The organism is Aliivibrio kagoshimensis, assembly GCF_050337105.1.
Taxonomy (GTDB): domain Bacteria; phylum Pseudomonadota; class Gammaproteobacteria; order Enterobacterales; family Vibrionaceae; genus Aliivibrio_A; species Aliivibrio_A kagoshimensis.
This window is the reverse complement of record NZ_JAKJSQ010000005.1, coordinates 31,632-52,582: the sequence shown is the minus strand read 5'-3', so window position 1 is coordinate 52,582 and position 20,951 is coordinate 31,632. Positions and strand designations below refer to the sequence as shown.

Sequence of the window (20,951 nt, the reverse complement as noted above, 5' to 3'; positions counted from 1 at the left end):
CGCGACGGAATTGACTGGGTAGCCGCTGCTTCATTGATGTCCTTTGGGAGACTGATGGAGGGGAGGAAAGTCCGGGCTCCATAGAGCAGGGTGCCAGGTAACGCCTGGGAAGCGAAAGCTTACGACAAGTGCAGCAGAGAGAAGACCGCCGATGGCTTGTTTACAAGCACAGGTAAGGCTGAAAGGGTGCGGTAAGAGCGCACCGTGCGGCTAGTAATAGTTCGTAGCAGGGTAAACTCCACCCGGAGCAAGACCAAATAGGCTTTCACATAGCGCGGCTCGCGTTTGGAGGCGGGTAGGTTGCTTGAGCCAGTGAGCGATTGCTGGCCTAGACGAATGGCTACTACCGCGAAAGCGGAACAGAACCCGGCTTATAGGTCAATTCCACTAATTAAACAGGCAAAGCCCATCATAAAGCACCTTTTATTAGGATGATTTATGATGGGCTTTTCTCTTTCTACAGATATTTAGTTCTTCCTAGCAATATAAACAAGTGAAACACTTTTTAATTGGATTCAGCAAGACTGGATCAGGTAGAATGATTTACTGGGCGAATAATTCACACACCAATGACAAAACCGCGGTGTAGCTGTTTTACATTAGAATTTTCGAACCATGGCAATCCACTCTTTTTATTATGTATATATGGCGATAAATACTAACTATGTCTGAACAATTTCAACACGTATCAGTGTTACTACAAGAATCCATTGATGGCTTAGCGCTTAAACCTAATGGAATATATATTGATGGTACGTTTGGGCGAGGTGGGCACAGTCGTCAGATCTTGTCTCAGCTAGGTGAGCAAGGACGTTTATATGGCATCGATAGAGACCCTCAAGCGATTGCTGAAGCGCAAACCATAACCGATCCTCGTTTCTCAATTATCCACGGACCTTTTTCAGGCATTGCCGAGTATGTTGAATCATTAGATCTGGTTGGAAAAATAGATGGTGTTTTGCTTGATCTCGGTGTCTCTTCTCCTCAGCTTGATGATGCAGAACGTGGTTTCAGCTTTATGAAAGATGGCCCGTTGGACATGAGAATGGATCCCACGTCAGGTATCCCTGCTTCTGAGTGGCTATTAACGGCAGAATTAGATGACATTACTTGGGTATTGAGAGAGTTTGGTGAAGAGAAACATGCACGACGTATTGCAAAAGCGATTGTTGCACACCGTGATGATGAAGAGAAAGAGCCGCTAACACGTACGAATCAGCTTGCTAATCTTATCTCGAATGCAGCGCCAAAGAGTTTTAAAGAGAAAAAACACCCTGCGACTCGCAGTTTCCAAGCGATCAGAATCTATATTAATAGTGAGCTGGAAGAGATTGAAAAAGCATTGAATGGAGCCCTGTCAATTCTGGCTCAGGATGGACGTCTTTCGGTCATCAGTTTCCACTCGCTTGAAGATCGTATGGTGAAACGGTTTATTCGTAAGCAGAGCCAAGGGCCACAGGTTCCTCATGGTTTGCCATTAACAGAAGATCAAATAAAAGCATTAGGCAGTGCGTCGATGAAAGCGATTGGCAAAGCGATCAAACCGTCCACCGATGAAGTGGATGGAAATGCTCGTTCACGCAGTTCTATTTTACGAGTCGCAGCTCGCCTATGAGCAGTGATAAAAACCAGTTAGCGAGCGTCATATTACGAGACCTATTTGGGATAGGGCGCTTTCAGCTCATCTTGCTTATTACTATTTTCATTAGTGCGATAGGGGTGGTTTTGGTGACGCACAGCACCAGACAGTTGGTTGTAGAGCGCAATAATCTCTATCAAGATAAAGATCATCTTGACAGTGAGTGGCGTAATCTCATTCTAGAGGAGACGGCGTTATCAGAACACAGTAGGGTTCAGCAACGCTCTATTGAAGAGTTAAACATGAAACGCCCAGATTCTGATAAAGAGGTCATCGTTAACTTCGAATGAAAATGTTGAAAAAAAAGCAGAAAAAAAATAGTAATAAACGTATTACCAAAGCGCCCCCGACTCTTATTCAGTGGCGCTTTGGTGTTATCGTTTTCTTTATTTTTTTAGCCATGGCAATCCTAATAGCTCGAGCGGGTTATATTCAAGTGATTGAGCCTGACTCCCTGATCCAGCAGGGGGATATGCGCTCGATTCGCGTCAAAGCCCTCCCTTCTGCCCGTGGCATTATTTCTGATCGAAACAATGAACAGTTAGCGGTGAGTGTGCCAGTTCAGGCAGTATGGGCCGATCCTGTGACTATCTACAAAAATGGTGGTTTAGCGGAGCTTCAGCGTTGGTATGCATTAGCCGATGTGCTTGGTATCAAACGACAGGATCTGATCACCAAGATTGAAAAAAATAAAAAAAGACGTTTTGTCTATCTTCAGCGTCAAGTCAGCCCTGCGATGTCAGCGTATATCAAAAAATTAAAGCTGTCTGGTATTGGGCTTAAAGATGAATCTCGTCGCTACTACCCAAGTGGTGAGATCAGTGCTCACGTTATTGGTGTGACTGGTATTGATGGGCACGGTTTAGAGGGCGTTGAGCGCAGTTATGATGGTTGGGTTACCGGTGAGCCAGGCAGAAGAACAGTACGAAAAGATCGTTATGGACGTGTGGTCGAGAATATCTCTTTAAAAAAACGTGAGGAGGGGAAACCTCTTACTCTGAGTATTGATCAACGCTTACAAGCTATCTCATATCGAGCAATTAAACAGGCGGTTGCGGATCATCGAGCCATGTCAGGGTCTGTCATTATTATTGATGTGCACACGGGGGAAGTGTTGACTATGGTGAATGCCCCCTCATATAACCCGAATAATCGTAATGAATTACAAAGCTTTAGAATGAGAAATCGCACCATTACGGATTCAATGGAGCCAGGGTCGACGGTCAAACCTTTTGTGGTTCTGTCCGCATTAGAAACCCAAACGGCTAACTTAAATACGATTATCGATACGGGTAATGGCATCATGCAATTGGGTGGAAGCCGTGTCCGAGATAGTGTCAAGATTGGCAAAGCGGATCTGACTACGATCCTTAAGAAATCGAGCAATATTGGGGTCGCTACGCTTGCGCTTAATATGCCATTGCAAGATATCTTAGCGACTTATAATGCGATGGGATTAGGTGAAGATTCAGGGTTGAGCCTTATTGGTGAAGCGAGCGGTATTTTCCCAAATCGCCGCCGTTGGTCAAAATTTGAAATAGCAACCTTGGCGTTTGGTTATGGACTGTCCGTGACCCCTATACAACTGGCGCACGCATATGCCACGTTAGGTGCTCATGGTCAGCTTAGGCCGCTCTCGATTCTAAAAGTGACGGGTGATATCCCTGGAAAACAGGTGGTTGATGCGGACAATGCACGTGCTGTTCTCAATATGTTAGAAACCGTGACTCAAAAAGGCGGAACCGCAACAAAAGCGGCGGTTCCGGGTTACCGCGTTGCAGCAAAAACAGGGACATCAAGAAAAGCGGCTAAAGGCGGTTACAGTGATGAGTATATGACCATTACCGCGGGTGTGGCTCCGGTAAGTGATCCTCAGATTGCGTTGGTTGTGGTGATTAATGAGCCTCAAGGTGATCAATATTATGCCGGTCAAGTGGCAGCCCCTGTTTTTAGTGAAGTACTAAAGAGTGCGTTACAGATTTTAAATATAGCGCCAGATGAAAAGAGTGTTCAGCACCTAGATATCGTCAATACAAGAGAGTAAACATGCCGACTATAACGTTAAAAGAACTGCTTTCTCCTTGGGTAGCAGTAACCGATTTAAGTCAAATTTCAGCATTGAGCGTTGATAGCAGAGCGGTATCGAATGGCTGCCTTTTTGTCGCCATTAAAGGGCACGCTCTGGATGGACGCAACTTCATCTCTGCAGCAATTAAAGCTGGGGCGATTGCGGTTATTGCTGATGCTGATGAGCTGCACGTTAATGGCACGACTGCAGTTCAAGATGGCGTGCCGATTATCTATATGGATCACATTGCCAGAATACTATCAGCGTTAGCTGGCCGTTTTTATCAGGCAGCTGATCGTAAAATGACATTGGTCGGTATTACGGGGACCAATGGTAAAACCACCATCTCACAGATTATCGCTCAGTGGGCAACTCTGCTAGGTCAACGTGCTGGCGTGATGGGCACCACAGGAAATGGATTACTTGAAAGCCTAACTCCTGCAAAAAATACCACAGGTAATGCCATTGAAATACAGAAAACTCTGTTTGAGTTGGAGCAGATGGGCGCGCAGTTAACGGCGTTAGAGGTCTCATCACACGGCTTAGTGCAAGGCCGGGTTAAGGCGTTGGATTTTTCTGCCGCTGTATTTACTAATTTAAGCCGAGATCATCTTGATTACCATGGGGATATGGAGCAGTACGGTCTAGCAAAGAAAGGGCTGTTTACCGAACATCAATGTTCCGCTGCGATAATTAATGCCGATGATCCTGTGGGCTATCAGTGGTTGACTGAGTTACCTCAGGCTGTGGCGGTTTCGGTTGAGCAACGGGATCTCTCTGAGTTAAAGGGAGAAAAGTTGTGGGCAACCTCGGTGCAATACTCGACAAAGGGTATTGAAATGGAGATCGATTCAAGTTGGGGAGCTTGCCAGTTAACCGTACCTCTTATCGGCGCGTTTAATGCTAGCAATGTTCTGCTTGCGATGGCGACGTTGTTGACACAAGGTTATTCCATTGAACGGCTTGTTGATACGGCACCTCAGCTAAATGCGGTGATTGGTCGTATGGAACTTTTTCAAATATCAAACCGTCCTAATGCACCTAAAATTGTCGTGGATTATGCCCATACCCCAGATGCCTTAGAGAAAGCGTTGCTAGCGCTACGGGTACATTGTGAGGGTAAATTGTGGTCGATTGTTGGGTGTGGTGGCGATCGCGATACAGGCAAAAGGCCTATGATGGCTGAGATTGCTGAACGCCTATCAGATAACGTCATTTTAACCGATGATAATCCACGTACTGAAGATCCTAAACGTATCATTGACGATATGCTAGCTGGGGTGAATAACCCTGGAGATATCTTTGTTGAACATCATCGTTTTGATGCTTGTCAACTGGCGTTAAAAGGGGCGAATGAGGGGGACATTATTCTGTTAGCAGGTAAAGGCCACGAAGATTATCAAGTATTTGATAGCGGCAATGTACACTATTCCGATCGAGAAACAGCAGCAACTCTGTTGCAAGAGATGACATCATGACCCCTTTTAAATTGAGCGAATTAGCACCAATACTCAATGCTGAGCTTGTGGGGGGTGATGCCACTGTCCAGCACGTGTCTACGGATACTCGCAGTATCGAGCGACAGACTCTTTTTATTGCCCTTATTGGTGAGCGCTTTGATGCTCATGATTTTTGTCATCAAGCTGTGACTGATGGCGTTACGGCTCTATTGGTCAGTAAAAAACTGGATGTAGCCGTTCCGCAACTGGTTGTAAAAGACACACAAGTGGCTCTAGGTCAGTTAGGAGAGTGGGTGCATCAGCAATCCAAGGCACTGGCGATTGCGTTGACTGGAAGCTGTGGCAAAACCACGGTCAAAGAGATGCTGGCAGAGATACTGCAATTAAAAGGTAAGGTATTAGCGACGGCAGGTAATTTTAATAATGAAATCGGGGTACCTTTAACGTTATTAAGAGCGGAGCCCCAAGATGACTACTCAATCATTGAGTTAGGGGCCAATCATCTTAACGAGATCGCTTACACCACTCAGTTAGTAAAACCCGACATTGCGCTGGTTAATAATATTGCAGCTGCACACTTAGAGGGTTTTGGTTCTCTGCAAGGGGTAGCAACGGCCAAAGCGGAAATTTTTCAAGGTTTACCAACCGATGGTCATGCGGTGGTTAACAGTGACAGCTGTGACATGATGTTATGGCAGACTGTGTTAAGTGATAAAAAGGTGACACTCTTCTCATTAAGTAACCCAGAGACCGACTTTTACGCCTCCCATATTGTGATTAACCATCATGGAGAAGCCAGTTTTATCATGCACACCCCTGATGGTGAGTTGGATATCAACTTACACCTATTAGGGAAACACAATATTAGCAACGCATTGGCTGCGGCTGCACTTTCTATGCTTGCTGGTGCTACGCTTAGTGAAGTGAAACAGGGGCTAGAGCGTGTTCGTAATGTGAAAGGACGGGTAGAAGTGGTTAAACTCACGGATACGTTGACTCTTATTGATGACTCTTATAATGCCAGTGTTCCTGCGATGAAATCTGCGGCTGAGTTATTAAGCAGTTTTCAAGGAGAGCGTTGGCTTGTTTTAGGGTATATGGCTGAATTAGGAACAGAAAGTCTTGCACTTCATCGTCAAGTTGGTGAATATGCAGCTCAGTTTGATTTTGAGAATGTCATGACTTTTGGGTCTGATAGTAAAATAATCAGTGAACTTTGTAATGGAATGCACTTTGATTGCCGCGAAGCGATGATTGCGTTTTTATTACAGCAATTAGATAAACAGAAAAACAATGAGGTTACCGTGTTGGTAAAAGGCGCAAACAGTTCTCGCATGAGTGACGTTGTGAAGGCTCTAAAGGAGAGTAATAAATGATCATTTGGCTAGCGAACATATTAGAGCAGTACTTCCCGTTTTTTCGACTGTTTGAGTACCTCTCTTTTCGAGCAATAATCAGTGTTATTACTGCGCTTGTTTTCTCTTTATGGTTTGGACCTAAATTAATCCGCTACTTGCAGAACATGCAAATTGGGCAAGTGGTTCGAGATGACGGCCCTGAGTCTCACTTTAGTAAACGAGGCACCCCAACGATGGGGGGAGTGATGATACTGTTTGCTATCGGTTTAACGGTTCTATTATGGGCAGATCTAAGTAACCCTTATGTATGGGCAGTACTGTTTGTTCTGTTTGGCTATGGTGCTGTTGGGTTTGCTGATGACTACCGTAAAGTAATTCGTAAAGACACCGACGGTTTGATTGCTCGCTGGAAGTTTTTTTGGCAATCCGCCATTGCATTGGTCATGGCATTTGTTCTTTATACTTACGGCAAAGATACGGCAGCGACTCAACTGGTTGTGCCATTCTTTAAAGACGTGATGCCGCAACTTGGCCTTTTCTACATCGTATTAACCTATTTTGTTATTGTTGGTACCAGTAATGCAGTGAACTTAACCGACGGGCTGGACGGTTTAGCTATCATGCCGACGATTTTTGTCGCGACTGGATTTGCAATTGTTGCTTGGGCGACAGGTAATGTTAATTATGCTGCCTATCTACATATCCCTTACATAAAAGAGAGCAGTGAGTTAGTGATTGTCTGTGCTGCTATTGTCGGTGCTGGGCTCGGTTTCTTATGGTTCAATACCTACCCAGCGCAAGTATTTATGGGGGATGTAGGTTCGCTGGCTTTAGGTGGTGCCTTAGGGACGATTGCCGTTTTAGTTCGTCAAGAGTTCTTACTGGTCATTATGGGCGGCGTTTTTGTGATGGAGACGGTATCCGTTATTCTTCAAGTTGGCTCATACAAACTACGAGGGCAACGCATTTTCCGTATGGCCCCGATTCACCACCACTACGAGTTAAAAGGCTGGCCTGAGCCTAGAGTTATTGTTCGTTTTTGGATTATCTCAATGATCTTAATGTTGATTGCACTGGCTACGCTAAAGGTACGTTAAAAAATGCAGGGATTGGATGGGGTAAAACAGGTTGTTGTTGTCGGTTTAGGCATGACAGGTTTGTCTGTGGTACGACACCTTCTGCGTCAGCCACACTCGTTGGTTATTCGGGTGATTGATACTCGACCTTTACCACCTGGGCTTGAACAACTACCTAACGATATCGATGTTCACTGTGGCAGCTGGCATACTGATTGGTTGTTAGGCGCCGATTTGATTGTTGTCAATCCTGGTATCGCCTTAGCGACCCCTGAGCTAATAAGTGCTCAACAAGCGGGTATTCCAATTGTGGGGGATATTGAGCTGTTTGCATGGGCTGTGAAGGTGCCAGTAGTCGCCATTACCGGCTCCAATGGTAAAAGCACTGTGACGGATTTAACGGGAGCGATGGCAAAAGCGGCCGGAGTTAAAGCAGCCATCGGTGGCAATATTGGTTATGCCGCACTGGATCTGCTGGAGCAAGAGGCTGAACTCTACGTGTTGGAGTTATCGAGTTTTCAATTAGAGACAACCACTTCGCTGCATCTAAAAGCGGCCGCTTTCTTGAATCTCTCTGAAGATCATATGGATAGATATGAAGGCATGAGTGATTACCGAAAAGCAAAATTACGCATTTTTGACCATGCGGATATCTGTATTGTTAATCGCGAAGATCAACAAACTTATCCGGATGGCTCGTTCAATACAGTCAGTTTTGGCTTAGACTCTGCCATCGATTATGGTGTCACGACACGTGATGGGCAGGAGTGGTTATGTAAAGGCGATCTGCCAATCATTGCCAGTCACGATATTCGATTAGTCGGTCGTCATAATGTGGCTAACTGTTTAGTGGCAATTGCGTTGATTGATGCCTCTGGTATTAATGTGACAGAGGCTTTGTCCGCCATAACCTCTTACCAAGGGCTGACTCACCGTTGCCAGGTCGTTGCTGATAAAAGCGGTGTACGTTGGGTTAATGACTCAAAAGCGACCAATCTGGCCAGCACCAAAGCTGCACTATCTGGATTACAACTGGATGGCACACTGCACCTTTTAGTGGGAGGTGACGGTAAAGGGGCTGACTTTTCAGAACTTAAAGAGATGTTGGAGCCCTTAAAGCTTCAACTACACTGTTACGGTGCAGATGGTGATGCATTCCTTGCTCTGCATGATAGTGCCCAACGATGGGACTCCATCGAAGAGGTGATAATCGCCATTACTCCAATCTTGAAGCGTGGTGATATCGTTATGTTATCTCCGGCTTGTGCGAGTTTTGATCAATTTAAAAATTTCATGGCCCGAGGGGATGAATTTACCCGATTAGCAAACACTTACTCAAGTGAGCTTACTTTTGAATAACACTCGATTTGGTTCGGTATTCGACAATGCAAGAGCATGGGTGTTGAACCCGTCTCCTAAAGTGATGTTTGATCGTCAGTTAGTTTGGCTCTCGCTCGGTTTGATGTTTACCGGATTAATCATGGTGTCGTCTGCTTCATTTCCGATCAGCACCCGATTGACCGGGCAACCATTTCACTTTATGTTCAGACACATGTTTCTGTTGGTGTTAGCGCTTGGTATTGCCGCCATGGTGGTCAGAATCAAACTGGAAACATGGTCAAAGTACAGCTCGCAACTGCTAATGGTTTCGATCGTATTACTCATCGCGGTGCTGGTGGTTGGCCGTTCGGTTAATGGTGCGGCTCGCTGGTTGCCTTTAGGGATATTTAATTTACAACCCGCTGAATTGACAAAGTTATCGCTGTTTATTTTTCTCTCCGGTTACTTAGTTCGACGACATGGTGAAGTACGCGAAACCATCAAAGGGTTTGTGAAGCCGTTAGCGGTCTTTTTATTACTGGCACTGTTTCTGCTCTTACAGCCAGATCTCGGTACCGTCATCGTGCTGTTTGTGACCACTGTTGGAATGTTGTTTATTGCCGGAGCAAAGTTGTGGCAGTTTATTGCTTTGGTTGTGGGAGGGATCTCACTGGTAGTCATGCTGATACTCGCCGAACCCTATCGAATGAGACGAATCACCTCGTTTCTTGACCCATGGCAAGATCCATTTGGCAGTGGGTATCAGTTGACTCAATCTTTGATGGCATTTGGTCGTGGGCACCTGTTTGGTCAAGGTTTAGGTAACTCGGTTCAGAAGCTTGAGTATTTACCGGAAGCTCATACTGACTTTGTGTTTGCCGTTATTGCTGAAGAGTTAGGCTTTGTGGGAGTCTGCTTAATTTTAGTGATGATATTTGCATTGGTTTTTAAAGCGCTTATGATCGGCAAGCGTTGTTTAGAGCAAGAGCAGCTGTTTGGTGGTTTTCTCGCTTTTGGTATCGGTATTTGGTTTGCCTTTCAAACGCTAGTTAATGTAGGTGCCTCTGCGGGTATTGTTCCTACTAAAGGGCTGACACTGCCTCTTATCAGTTACGGTGGCTCTAGTTTGATCATTATGTCGGTCGCTGTTGCCATCCTATTGAGAATAGATTATGAATATCGCCTTCATATTGCAGGTGGTAATATCCGAAACCCAGAGCTGAAAGAGAGCCTAGATAGTCGCTCACCTTGATGTTATGAAGGCTAATAAATGAAACAAAGCAGTGAGAAAGTTAGCAATAAACGGCTATTAGTGATGGCTGGTGGAACAGGAGGACATGTGTTCCCTGGTTTAGCGGTAGCAAAACAGTTGCAACAGCAAGGTTGGCAGATTCGTTGGTTAGGTACACCTGATCGTATGGAAGCGGACCTTGTTCCTAAACACGGTATTAAGATCGATTTTATTCGAGTAAAAGGGTTACGTGGCCAAGGAATAAAAAAATTACTGGTCGCTCCTTTCCAAATTTGCGCGGCTATCTGGCAAGCTAAGAAACATATTAAGGCATGGCAACCGGACGTAGTACTTGGTATGGGTGGATATGTCAGCGGACCTGGTGGTATTGCTGCTTGGTTATCCGGTATCCCAGTGGTGCTTCATGAGCAAAATGCTGTCGCAGGGTTAACCAACTTATGGTTATCAAAAATAGCTAAGCGAGTGATGCAAGCTTTTCCTGGTGCCTTTCCTCAAGCGGAAGTAGTCGGTAACCCCGTTCGAGAAGATGTGTGTCAACTTGAATCCCCAAGGGATCGTTTTGAACAGCGAGATGGCCCGATTCAAATTTTGGTCATGGGAGGTAGCCAAGGGGCAAGAATCTTGAATACCACGTTGCCAAGCGTTATTGCCGCTTTAGGCAATAATGTCACTGTTTGGCATCAAGTTGGAAAAAGCAATGTGGAATCGGTAGAGCAAGCCTATCAACAACTCGGATGTCGTGATGTTCAAGTTACAGAATTTATAGATGATGTAGCGCAAGCTTATCATTGGGCTGATTTGCTAGTGTGTCGTTCTGGAGCACTAACTGTATCCGAAGTCTCAGCCGCTGGTGTGGGATCCATCTTTATCCCATTTATGCATAAAGATCGCCAGCAAGCACTTAATGCCGATCATCTGGTAAGATGTGGCGCGGCAAAAATGATTGAACAGCAAGATCTCACCGAACAGGGACTCACAGATATGATTGCCGATCTTGATCGAAGTGCTCTGATGGAGATGGCTCAGAAAGCGAGAGATGCTGCCATTGTTGATGCTGATGTTAGAGTTGCAGATGCCATTATCGCTTTAGCCAAATAGCAGACTTTTATTTTAACTTTAAGTTATTGATTAATTTGAAGTGAACATATTGATGAGAACAAATAGATGACAACGAACAAGAAACTACAATTGGCTCAAATTAGAACTATGGTGCCTGAAATGCGCCGAGTTGAGTGTATTCACTTTGTTGGAATCGGAGGCGCCGGTATGAGCGGTATTGCTGAAGTTCTGTTGAATGAAGGTTATCGCATTAGTGGCTCTGATCTTGGTAATAATCCAGTTACTGAACGACTAAGTTCGTTAGGCGCTGAGATTTTTATTGGACATCAAACGGATAATGTCAGTCAGGCAAGCGTCGTTGTTGCCTCAACGGCGATTGATCCAAATAATCCAGAAATTGTTGCGGCGAAAGAGAGGCGCATACCTGTTGTACGCCGTGCCGAAATGCTGGCCGAATTGATGCGTTATCGACATGGTATTGCGGTTGCAGGAACGCATGGCAAGACCACAACGACAGCTCTGGTTACTCAGATATATTCAGAAGCAGGTTTAGATCCAACATTCGTGAATGGCGGATTAGTGAAAAGTGCGGGAACCAATGCTCGTTTAGGCACTAGTCGTTTTTTAATTGCTGAAGCCGATGAGAGTGATGCGTCGTTTTTACACCTGCAGCCTATGGTCAGTATCGTGACTAACATCGAAGCGGATCACATGGATACCTACGGTGGCGATTTTGAGACGCTAAAGCAGACCTTCGTTGATTTTTTACATAATCTGCCATTTTATGGTCAAGCAGTCATGTGTGTTGATGATGACGTAGTGCGTGAGCTGATCCCAAAAATCAGTCGTCAAGTCATTACCTATGGTTTCTCTAAAGATGCTGATGTGCGTTTAGTGGATTATGTGCAAAAAGGACAACAGGGACTATTTAAGGTTAAGCGTAAGGGAAGAAGTGATCTTAATATCACGTTGAATGTACCTGGAGAGCATAATGCCCTCAATGCGACTGCCGCAATTGCAGTGGCGAGTGAAGAAGAGGTAGATGACAAGGCTATTCTTAAAGCGTTAGAAAGTTTTGAGGGAACAGGTCGTCGCTTTGACCATCTTGGTGAGTTTGATACAGGCAAAGGAAGTGTGATGTTGGTCGATGATTACGGTCATCACCCTACGGAAGTCGATGTCACTATTAAAGCAGCCCGTGCTGGTTGGCAAGATAAGCGTCTAGTCATGATTTTTCAACCTCATCGATACAGCAGAACCAGAGACCTGTTTGATGACTTCACCAATGTATTGGAAAACGTAGACGTATTGATTATGCTCGATGTCTACTCGGCAGGTGAGACACCTATTCCAGGAGCGGACAGTCGAGACCTATGCAGAAGTATTCGAAATCGAGGTAAAATTGATCCAATCTTTGCCAGTAGTATTGAGATGTTACCCTCTATTTTAAGTAATGTTATTCAAGATGGAGACCTGCTGCTGACACAAGGTGCAGGCGATATTGGTAAGGTGGCTAAGACGTTGGCGGATCTTAAGTTAAATACTTCTGTTATGGCTGATTATTAATATGTCGAAAGCATTGTAAACTGAGTGGCTCAATGTTGTTAAAAGCATTAGGCTAGTTTATGGTAATAGCAGATATCGCATTCTGTATAAAGAATATGCAATCAATTGTTTGATACTCGCGTCGTGGTCAGTATAATCGTCCGACTAAATATTTGGTTGAACCTGACCCCGTTGCAAAGTTAGTTTATGAATGCTTTAAAGGCATTGAAGCGCTGGGTGCTATGTTAGAGGTTGTCAATAAACAACAATGTATAGATAAACAGAGTATAAAGAGGCACTTACCCGGTGCTGTCTTTCTACTTTTAGTTATTTCCCTTATTGTTTGGTTACTGTCTGCAACCTTGGGTTGGATGGTTGATGAGCAGCGTTTACCGTTATCAAAATTAATTATCCAGGGTGATCTGTATCATGTGGATGATAGTGATGTACGTTATGCACTACAGTCTGTAGATACCATTGGTACCTTTATGACCCAAGATGTCGATCAGCTGCAAAATGCACTACTTGCATTGCCATGGATATCTCATGTGTCAGTCCGAAAACAGTGGCCAGATACCATTAAAGTATTTGCTGTAGAACATCAAGCTGCTGCAATATGGAATAATGAACAACTATTAAATGCTGATGGTGACATTTTTAATGGAAAAGTGTCAGAGCTACAGGAAAAAAAAGTGTCACTGTATGGGCCAGAAGCAAGCAGCCACGAAGTCTTAAATGTATTTAATGAAACTGAACAGCGATTAAAATCTCTGTCTGTGTCATTAAAATCAGTTGTATTAAGCGAGCGTCGTGCGTGGCAGATGGAGTTGAGCAATGGCATTAGGATCGAATTAGGTCGTGATGCTCGAAATGAGAGAATTGCGCGTTTTATTGCACTATACCAACGAATAATGAGTTCTTCTAAACCGATTGAGTATATCGATTTGCGTTATGATACTGGCGCAGCAGTAGGTTGGAAGGTAATTCAAGAATTAGATCAAGAGAGTGGAAATGAGTAAGGCTGCAGAAGGTAATATTATAGTTGGCCTTGATATTGGCACCGCAAAGGTGTCAGCTCTGGTTGGTGAGATTCTCCCAGATGGTGTGGTCAACGTTATTGGCATCGGAACCAGCCCGGCAAGGGGCATGGATAAAGGTGGTGTTAATGATCTTGAATCGGTCGTAAAATCTATCCAGCGTGCGGTGGATCAAGCCGAGCTGATGGCTGAATGTCAGATAACCTCCGTTTATATCTCCCTGTCAGGCAAACACATCGCGAGCATGATCGAAAAAGGGATGGGACCTATCTCTGATGAGGAAGTCTCTCAAGACGATATGGACAGTGTTATCCATACGGCAAAATCGATTAAAATTGGTGATGAACAACGAATTTTGCATGTCATCCCTCAAGAGTTTGCCATCGATTACCAAGAAGGGATAAAAAATCCGCTTGGGTTATCAGGTGTGCGCATAGAAGTAAACGTACACCTCATTTCATGTCATAATGATATGGCGAGAAATATTATTAAAGCGGTTGAGCGTTGTGGCTTAAAGGTCGAGCAGGTCATCTTCTCAGGATTGGCGGCCAGTAATGCCGTGATCACTGAAGATGAACGCGAACTCGGTGTCTGCGTAGTTGATATTGGTGCTGGAACAATGGATGTCTCTATCTGGACTGGCGGAGCACTGCGACATGCCGAAGTGGTTCCTTATGCCGGAAATGCAGTAACCAGTGATATCGCCTATGCTTTTGGTACACCACCTAGCGAAGCTGAAAAGATCAAGGTAAAGTATGGTTGTGCCGTTAGCGAACTAGTGAATAAAGACGATACCGTTAATGTACCTAGTGTCGGTGGTCGACCGTCTAGAAGCTTACAACGTCAAACGTTGGCTGAAGTTATTGAGCCGCGTTATTCTGAGTTGTTAGGTTTGGTGCAGCAAAAAATCGACGATACTCAAGAGAGACTTCGATTAGATGGCACTAAGCATCATTTAGCTGCCGGTATTGTTCTAACGGGCGGAGCCTCACAAATTGAAGGTTTGACAGAGTGCGCTGAGCGCGTCTTTCAGACTCAAGTAAGAATTGGAAAACCACTGGAAGTGAGTGGGTTAACTGATTATGTAAAAGAACCATTTCATGCAACTGCAGTGGGGCTTTTACACTATGGTAAAGAAAACCAGTTACACGATGACAGCAATTATCAACAAAAGCGTGTCACTGTTTCTACTTTCTTTAAAAGAATGCGTAATTGGATACAAAAAGAGTTTTAACCTGATGCAAACAGGAAGGAACGGAGAGAGCAAATGTTTGAGCCGATGATGGAAATGTCCGACGATGCAGTAATTAAAGTCGTTGGAGTTGGTGGCGGCGGCGGTAATGCTGTTGAACACATGGTACGTGAGTCTATAGAAGGTGTAGAGTTCATCAGCGTAAATACTGATGCACAAGCGCTTCGTAAAGCAAGCGTGAATACAGTAATTCAGATTGGTGGAGAGATTACAAAAGGTCTAGGCGCGGGTGCAAACCCTCAGGTAGGACGTGATGCAGCTCTCGAAGATCGACAAGCCCTTAAAGATGTGCTCAGTGGTGCCGATATGGTATTTATAGCAGCTGGAATGGGCGGTGGAACCGGAACCGGAGCAGCTCCAATTATTGCTGAAATAGCAAAAGAGTTGGATATTTTAACCGTAGCCGTTGTCACTAAACCTTTCAGTTTTGAAGGCAGAAAACGTCTTGCGTTTGCTGAGCAAGGCATTGAAGAGCTTTCAAAACATGTGGATTCATTAATTACGATTCCAAATGAAAAGTTATTAAAAGTCCTTGGACGTGGTATTACATTGCTTGAAGCGTTTGCAAAAGCTAATGACGTACTTCGAAATGCCGTTCAAGGTATCGCTGAGCTAATAACACGCCCAGGCATGATTAACGTCGATTTCGCGGATGTCAGAACTGTGATGTCAGAAATGGGTCATGCGATGATGGGGAGTGGGATTGCCAGTGGTGAAGAGCGTGCTGAAGAGGCGGCAGAAATGGCCATCTCAAGCCCTCTACTTGAAGACATCGATTTAGCCGGTGCTCGTGGTGTCCTTGTGAACATTACCGCTGGTTTAGATATGCGTTTGGATGAGTTTGAGACGGTTGGTAATACGGTTAAAGCATTCGCTTCGGATAATGCAACGGTTGTTATTGGTACCTCTCTAGACCCTGATATGACTGATGAAATTCGAGTTACTGTCGTTGCGACGGGTATTGGTAATGAAAAGAAACCTGATATCACCTTAGTGACAACCAGTAAACCGACTCAAGCGGTAGCTACACCACAGCATGTTGCAGCGTCGACTCAAGCAAGGCAGCCTGAAGAGAAAGCGGCACAGCCTTTGCAGGCTAAAAATATTGAGCCACAATCTAGCGCTCCAGCGGCAACATCTGGAACGCCAGCACAAAGTAGCGTGGCTAAAAAGCAACCAGAGCAAAAAGAAGATTATTTAGACATTCCTGCGTTCTTACGTCGTCAGGCTGATTAATATATCAACAGTTGCTTGGTTTTAGTGGTCTAACGTGTTAGTATTCCCGACCGGGCTTATTAGAGCCCAGTTGGATTGCAACACAGAAATAGTTGAGACAAGCAGATGATCAGACAACGCACACTTAAAAGCATCGTACAAACTACTGGGGTGGGTCTTCACTCTGGGCGCAAGGTGACGCTTATTTTACGACCAGCAGCAGCTAATACTGGTGTTATTTACCGTCGTACCGATCTCAACCCTCCGGTTGATTTCCCTGCGGATCCTGAGTCTGTTCGTGACACCATGTTATGCACCGCTTTGGTGAATGACGAAGGTGTGCGCATTTCAACCGTTGAGCATTTGAATGCTGCACTGGCAGGAATGGGTATCGATAACGTTATCATTGAAGTTGATGCGCCAGAAATTCCAATTATGGATGGCAGCGCAAGCCCATTTGTTTTCTTACTCCAATCTGCTGGAATAGAGACATTAAATGCGGCGAAGCGTTTTATTCGAATTAAGAAACCTGTGCGTATTGAAGATGGCGATAAGTGGGTAGAGATACAACCTTTTGATGGTTTTCGTCTTGATTTCACTATCGACTTTGATCATCCAGCTATTGATGCAGATGTACAGAATTTAGTTCTGGATTTCTCAAGCCAATCTTTTATTAAAGATATTTCTCGTGCTCGTACATTTGGTTTTATGCGTGATATTGAGTACCTTCAATCGCAAAACCTATGTCTTGGTGGTAGCTTCGATAATGCTATCGTTCTTGATGAGTTTAGAATTCTGAACGAAGATGGACTGCGTTACGATAATGAGTTTGTTACTCATAAAGTGCTTGATGCTATTGGCGATCTCTACATGTGTGGTCACAGTATTATTGGTGAGTTTAAAGCTTATAAACCAGGTCACGCATTGAACAATCAGCTACTACGTGCAGTATTAGCGGATCAAGAAGCATGGGAATGGGCAACATTTGAAGGCCAAGAGTCTCCAGTTGCATTTGCTCAACCAGGAATGGTTTTGGTCTAAATAGATAAACAGATTATGAAGCCAAGTGAAAACTTGGCTTTTTTTATGCCTGAAATAAATTACTTTTTAGCGTGAGCAGCAATTTTTTTCATTAACTCTTTGAGCTTAGGTGGCGCCATTTCTGATACTGCTAGAATAGACGATGCCGCCACATCAGATATCTCCCTCTCCTTATAGACCTCTTTCTTAATCGTATTGATAGCACTAATCCCTCTTCCCAAGTCTGGGTTGATGACCACCTCAATATTGGTCAATGAGGGTAATCCATGTTGGCGAAACTGAGAAATGATACGAAGTCTGTCGTAGTTAATTCTCATTTTCCAAGCTGGGCTTGAGGTTTCAATCACTAATGAACCTTGGCGATAATTTGCCACCCGACAATGTTGTTGTGATTCGGCTGGAAGGATGTCACAGAGGATAGCGTTAAACTGAGCTAGTGCAGACGCTTTTTTTTGAATGTCACTAAAGCGATTATTTGCGAATAGGGCTTCTGTAAGCTGAGGTCTGTGATCTCGCATGATTAAATCTCGCAATAAACGACTAAAGGGTATCGCTTGATTATGGCGTATTGATGGAGTTTGCTCAATATATAGATTGGTTACGGAAAAAACAGGAGTAAAACTTCGTATAGAAGTGAGGTTTTTTGTTGATTTTAAAGGTGGAAATATGAACAAACGGTATGCAGTTTCAAAGTTTTTAGCTAAAAACTTGAATTGGGCTGAAAATGACCCCATATAACTTTAATATTTCAGTGAAATAGCGTTATTATCAACGGTATTAATATTTTCTGTTCTACTAATGAATTTTGATCCGACGAGATCCCSTTTAAGAGAGAATCAATAGCATCATGTTATCTAAACTACTCACGAAAGTAATCGGTAGCCGTAATGACAGAACATTACGCAAGCTACGCAAAGTTGTAGATGAAATTAATAATCTAGAACCACAATTTGAATCTCTACAAGACGAAGAATTAAAAGCCAAGACAGTTGAGTTCCGTGAACGTCTTGATAAAGGTGAATCACTGGACACTTTATTACCGGAAGCTTTTGCAACGGTAAGAGAAGCATCAAAGCGTATCTATGGTATGCGTCACTTTGATGTTCAGCTGATTGGCGGCATGGTACTAAACAATAGCCAAATTGCAGAGATGCGTACGGGTGAAGGTAAGACCTTAACCGCGACATTACCTGTTTATTTAAATGCATTAACTGGCAAGGGCGTTCACATTGTTACAGTGAATGACTACTTAGCAGCTCGAGATGCCGAAACAAACCGTGAATTATTTGAATTTTTAGGCCTTAGCGTAGGTATTAACTTACCTAACGTACCACCTGAAGTAAAAAAAGAAGCGTACTTGTGCGATATCCTATATGGCACGAATAATGAGTTCGGTTTTGACTACTTGCGTGACAATATGGCTTTCCGTGCTGAAGATCGTGTACAACGCGAGCGCTACTTTGCCGTAGTCGATGAGGTGGATTCTATCTTAATCGATGAAGCTCGTACGCCACTTATCATCTCAGGGCCAGCTGAAGATAGCTCCGAGCTCTATGCCAAGATCAATACATTGATCCCTTCACTTGAACGACAAGCTGAAGAAGACAGTGAAGAGTACCGCGGTGAAGGTCACTATACACTGGACGAAAAAGGCAAACAGACTCACCTAACCGAAAACGGTCAGGAGTTTGTTGAGCAGCTACTGAAAACAAATGGTTTGATGGAAGAGACAGACACCCTTTACTCTCCAGCAAACATCAGTCTGTTACATCACATCAATGCGGCATTACGTGCCCATGTGCTGTTTGAGCGCGATGTAGACTACATTGTGAAAGATGATGAAGTGATCATTGTAGATGAGCATACTGGCCGTACGATGCCTGGTCGTCGTTGGTCTGAAGGGCTACATCAAGCTGTTGAAGCAAAAGAGGGGGTTAAGATTCAAAATGAAAACCAGACCCTTGCTTCAATAACCTTTCAGAATTTCTTCCGTTTATACAGCAAACTGTCAGGTATGACAGGTACTGCGGATACGGAAGCGTTCGAATTTCAGTCGATTTACGGCTTAGATACTGTGGTTATCCCTACAAACAAACCTATGGTTCGTGATGACATGGGTGATTTGGTCTATATGACAGAAGCTGAGAAGTTTGTTGCGATTTGTAATGACATTAAAGAGCGCTCAGCAAATGGCCAGCCAATCTTAGTGGGTACCGTTTCTATCGAGAAATCAGAGTTACTGTCTGAGGCGTTGAAGAAAGCAAAAATTAAACATAACGTTCTTAATGCTAAGTTCCACGAAAAAGAGGCGGATATCGTTGCGAACGCTGGGGCAGAAGGTTCAGTTACGATTGCAACCAACATGGCTGGACGTGGTACCGATATTGTTCTAGGTGGTAGCTGGCAAGATAAAATCGCTAAACTGACTAACCCAACCGATGAGCAGATCGCAAATATTAAGCAAGAGTGGAAAAAAGATCACGATAAAGTCTTGGCTTCTGGTGGCTTGCATATTATCGGTACTGAACGACATGAATCTAGACGTATTGATAATCAGCTTCGTGGTCGTTCTGGCCGTCAAGGTGACGCCGGTTCTTCTCGTTTCTACTTATCCATGGAAGATGGCTTAATGCGTATCTTTGCCTCTGATCGTGTGTCTAACATGATGAAGAAGTTGGGTATGGAAGAGGGCGAATCGATCGAGCACCCTTGGGTTACTAAAGCGATTGAGAATGCGCAACGTAAAGTTGAAGGACGTAACTTTGATATTCGTAAGCAGTTGCTTGAGTACGATGATGTGGCCAATGACCAGCGTAAAGTGGTGTATGAGTTACGTGATGAGTTAATGAATGTTGATGATATTAGTGAGATGGTTGAGCTAAACCGTCAAGATGTCTTTGAAGGCATTTTAGATCAACATATCCCGCCACAATCTATGGATGATACATGGGATATTAAAGGGCTAGAAGATCTGCTACGTGCAGAGTTCGATCTGGATATGCCGATTCAACAGTGGTTGGATGACGATGATAAATTGTATGAAGAGGCTCTTCGCGAGAAGATCATGCTAACGGCAGTCGAGACGTATAAAAACAAAGAGGAGGTAGTAGGAGCCTCTGTGTTACGTAACTTTGAAAAAGCAGTTATGTTGCAAACTCTTGATGGATTGTGGAAAGAGCACTTGGCCGCCATGGATCACCTTCGTCAAGGTATTCATCTTCGCGGTTATGCTCAGAAAAACCCGAAACAAGAGTATAAGCGTGAGTCTTTTGAACTGTTTGAAGGTCTACTCGATTCACTGAAATATGACGTAATTGGTATTTTGAGCAAAGTGCGTGTTCAACAGCAAGAAGACGTTGAACGTATGGAAGCGGAGAGAATCGCTCAAGCAGAAGTGATTGCTCGTCAGCAGAAACTACAGCATCAATCTGCTGAAAATCAACTATCGGACGGCTCTGGGTCTGAAGAGCAGGGTGATTCACCGATGGTGCGTGAAGAGCGTAAAGTTGGCCGTAATGAACCTTGCCCATGTGGCTCTGGTAAGAAATACAAACAGTGTCATGGTAAAATCTAGCGTGTAAGCTGTTTCAAATAACAAAAGGTCGCTATTGCGGCCTTTTTTGTCAATG

16 protein-coding genes and 1 other RNA gene are annotated in these 20,951 nt (G+C 44.2%); 16 read left to right on the top strand and 1 reads right to left on the bottom strand.

The features are described from left to right. Window positions 1-6: 6 nt before the first annotated feature. From rnpB to lpxC, 15 genes are all read left to right on the top strand, one after another. Window positions 7-390: RNase P RNA component class A (gene rnpB / locus L4C32_RS02845), an RNA gene on the top strand. 274 nt (window positions 391-664) lie between these two features. Further along, window positions 665-1,615: a 16S rRNA (cytosine(1402)-N(4))-methyltransferase RsmH gene (gene rsmH / locus L4C32_RS02840; RefSeq protein WP_428195338.1), complete on the top strand. Its 951-nt coding sequence runs from the start codon at window positions 665-667 to the stop codon at window positions 1,613-1,615. Then, on the top strand, window positions 1,612-1,929 hold the full coding sequence (gene ftsL, locus L4C32_RS02835) for a cell division protein FtsL (protein ID WP_428195337.1): 318 nt from the start codon (window positions 1,612-1,614) through the stop codon (window positions 1,927-1,929). The genes rsmH and ftsL overlap by 4 nt, the downstream gene beginning before the upstream one ends. Before the next feature lie 2 nt (window positions 1,930-1,931). After that, complete coding sequence (locus tag L4C32_RS02830; RefSeq protein ID WP_428195336.1) at window positions 1,932-3,683, top strand: penicillin-binding transpeptidase domain-containing protein; 1,752 nt, start codon at window positions 1,932-1,934, stop codon at window positions 3,681-3,683. A gap of 2 nt (window positions 3,684-3,685) precedes the next feature. Beyond that, window positions 3,686-5,185, top strand: a complete 1,500-nt coding sequence (murE, locus tag L4C32_RS02825) for a UDP-N-acetylmuramoyl-L-alanyl-D-glutamate--2,6-diaminopimelate ligase (protein ID WP_428195335.1) — start codon at window positions 3,686-3,688, stop codon at window positions 5,183-5,185. Continuing rightward, window positions 5,182-6,543 carry a UDP-N-acetylmuramoyl-tripeptide--D-alanyl-D-alanine ligase gene (gene murF / locus L4C32_RS02820; protein ID WP_428195334.1) on the top strand — a complete coding sequence of 454 codons (1,362 nt, stop codon included), beginning with the start codon at window positions 5,182-5,184 and terminating at the stop codon, window positions 6,541-6,543. Before murE ends, murF begins: the two co-directional genes overlap by 4 nt. Then, window positions 6,540-7,622 carry a phospho-N-acetylmuramoyl-pentapeptide-transferase gene (gene mraY / locus L4C32_RS02815; protein WP_428195333.1) on the top strand — a complete coding sequence of 361 codons (1,083 nt, stop codon included), beginning with the start codon at window positions 6,540-6,542 and terminating at the stop codon, window positions 7,620-7,622. The genes murF and mraY overlap by 4 nt, the downstream gene beginning before the upstream one ends. 3 nt (window positions 7,623-7,625) lie before the next feature. Beyond that, window positions 7,626-8,960: a UDP-N-acetylmuramoyl-L-alanine--D-glutamate ligase gene (gene murD, locus L4C32_RS02810; protein WP_428195332.1), complete on the top strand. Its 1,335-nt coding sequence runs from the start codon at window positions 7,626-7,628 to the stop codon at window positions 8,958-8,960. A 64-nt stretch (window positions 8,961-9,024) separates the two neighbouring features. Beyond that, on the top strand, window positions 9,025-10,173 hold the full coding sequence (gene ftsW / locus L4C32_RS02805) for a cell division protein FtsW (protein ID WP_428195486.1): 1,149 nt from the start codon (window positions 9,025-9,027) through the stop codon (window positions 10,171-10,173). A gap of 18 nt (window positions 10,174-10,191) precedes the next feature. Beyond that, the gene (murG, locus tag L4C32_RS02800; RefSeq protein WP_428195331.1) at window positions 10,192-11,271 is read left to right on the top strand and encodes an undecaprenyldiphospho-muramoylpentapeptide beta-N-acetylglucosaminyltransferase; all 1,080 of its coding nucleotides are present in this window, start codon (window positions 10,192-10,194) and stop codon (window positions 11,269-11,271) included. A 66-nt stretch (window positions 11,272-11,337) separates the two neighbouring features. Then, on the top strand, window positions 11,338-12,798 hold the full coding sequence (murC, locus tag L4C32_RS02795; RefSeq protein ID WP_428195330.1) for a UDP-N-acetylmuramate--L-alanine ligase: 1,461 nt from the start codon (window positions 11,338-11,340) through the stop codon (window positions 12,796-12,798). A gap of 221 nt (window positions 12,799-13,019) precedes the next feature. Next, window positions 13,020-13,796 carry a cell division protein FtsQ/DivIB gene (locus L4C32_RS02790; RefSeq protein ID WP_428195329.1) on the top strand — a complete coding sequence of 259 codons (777 nt, stop codon included), beginning with the start codon at window positions 13,020-13,022 and terminating at the stop codon, window positions 13,794-13,796. After that, complete coding sequence (ftsA, locus tag L4C32_RS02785) at window positions 13,789-15,048, top strand: cell division protein FtsA (protein WP_428195328.1); 1,260 nt, start codon at window positions 13,789-13,791, stop codon at window positions 15,046-15,048. Before L4C32_RS02790 ends, ftsA begins: the two co-directional genes overlap by 8 nt. Window positions 15,049-15,081: 33 nt before the next feature. Continuing rightward, window positions 15,082-16,302 carry a cell division protein FtsZ gene (gene ftsZ, locus L4C32_RS02780; RefSeq protein WP_428195327.1) on the top strand — a complete coding sequence of 407 codons (1,221 nt, stop codon included), beginning with the start codon at window positions 15,082-15,084 and terminating at the stop codon, window positions 16,300-16,302. 105 nt (window positions 16,303-16,407) lie between these two features. Further along, window positions 16,408-17,322 (top strand): UDP-3-O-acyl-N-acetylglucosamine deacetylase, encoded by a 915-nt coding sequence (lpxC, locus tag L4C32_RS02775; protein WP_428195326.1) that lies wholly within the window; start codon window positions 16,408-16,410, stop codon window positions 17,320-17,322. Between the two features lie 59 nt (window positions 17,323-17,381). On the opposite strand, the gene L4C32_RS02770 is transcribed toward lpxC, so the two are convergent. Beyond that, window positions 17,382-17,840, bottom strand: coding sequence for a DUF721 domain-containing protein (locus tag L4C32_RS02770; protein ID WP_428195325.1), 459 nt, complete (start codon window positions 17,838-17,840; stop codon window positions 17,382-17,384). A gap of 329 nt (window positions 17,841-18,169) precedes the next feature. On the opposite strand from L4C32_RS02770, the gene secA reads away from it, so the two are divergent. Further along, window positions 18,170-20,896, top strand: a complete 2,727-nt coding sequence (gene secA / locus L4C32_RS02765; RefSeq protein WP_428195324.1) for a preprotein translocase subunit SecA — start codon at window positions 18,170-18,172, stop codon at window positions 20,894-20,896. Window positions 20,897-20,951 lie beyond the last annotated feature (55 nt).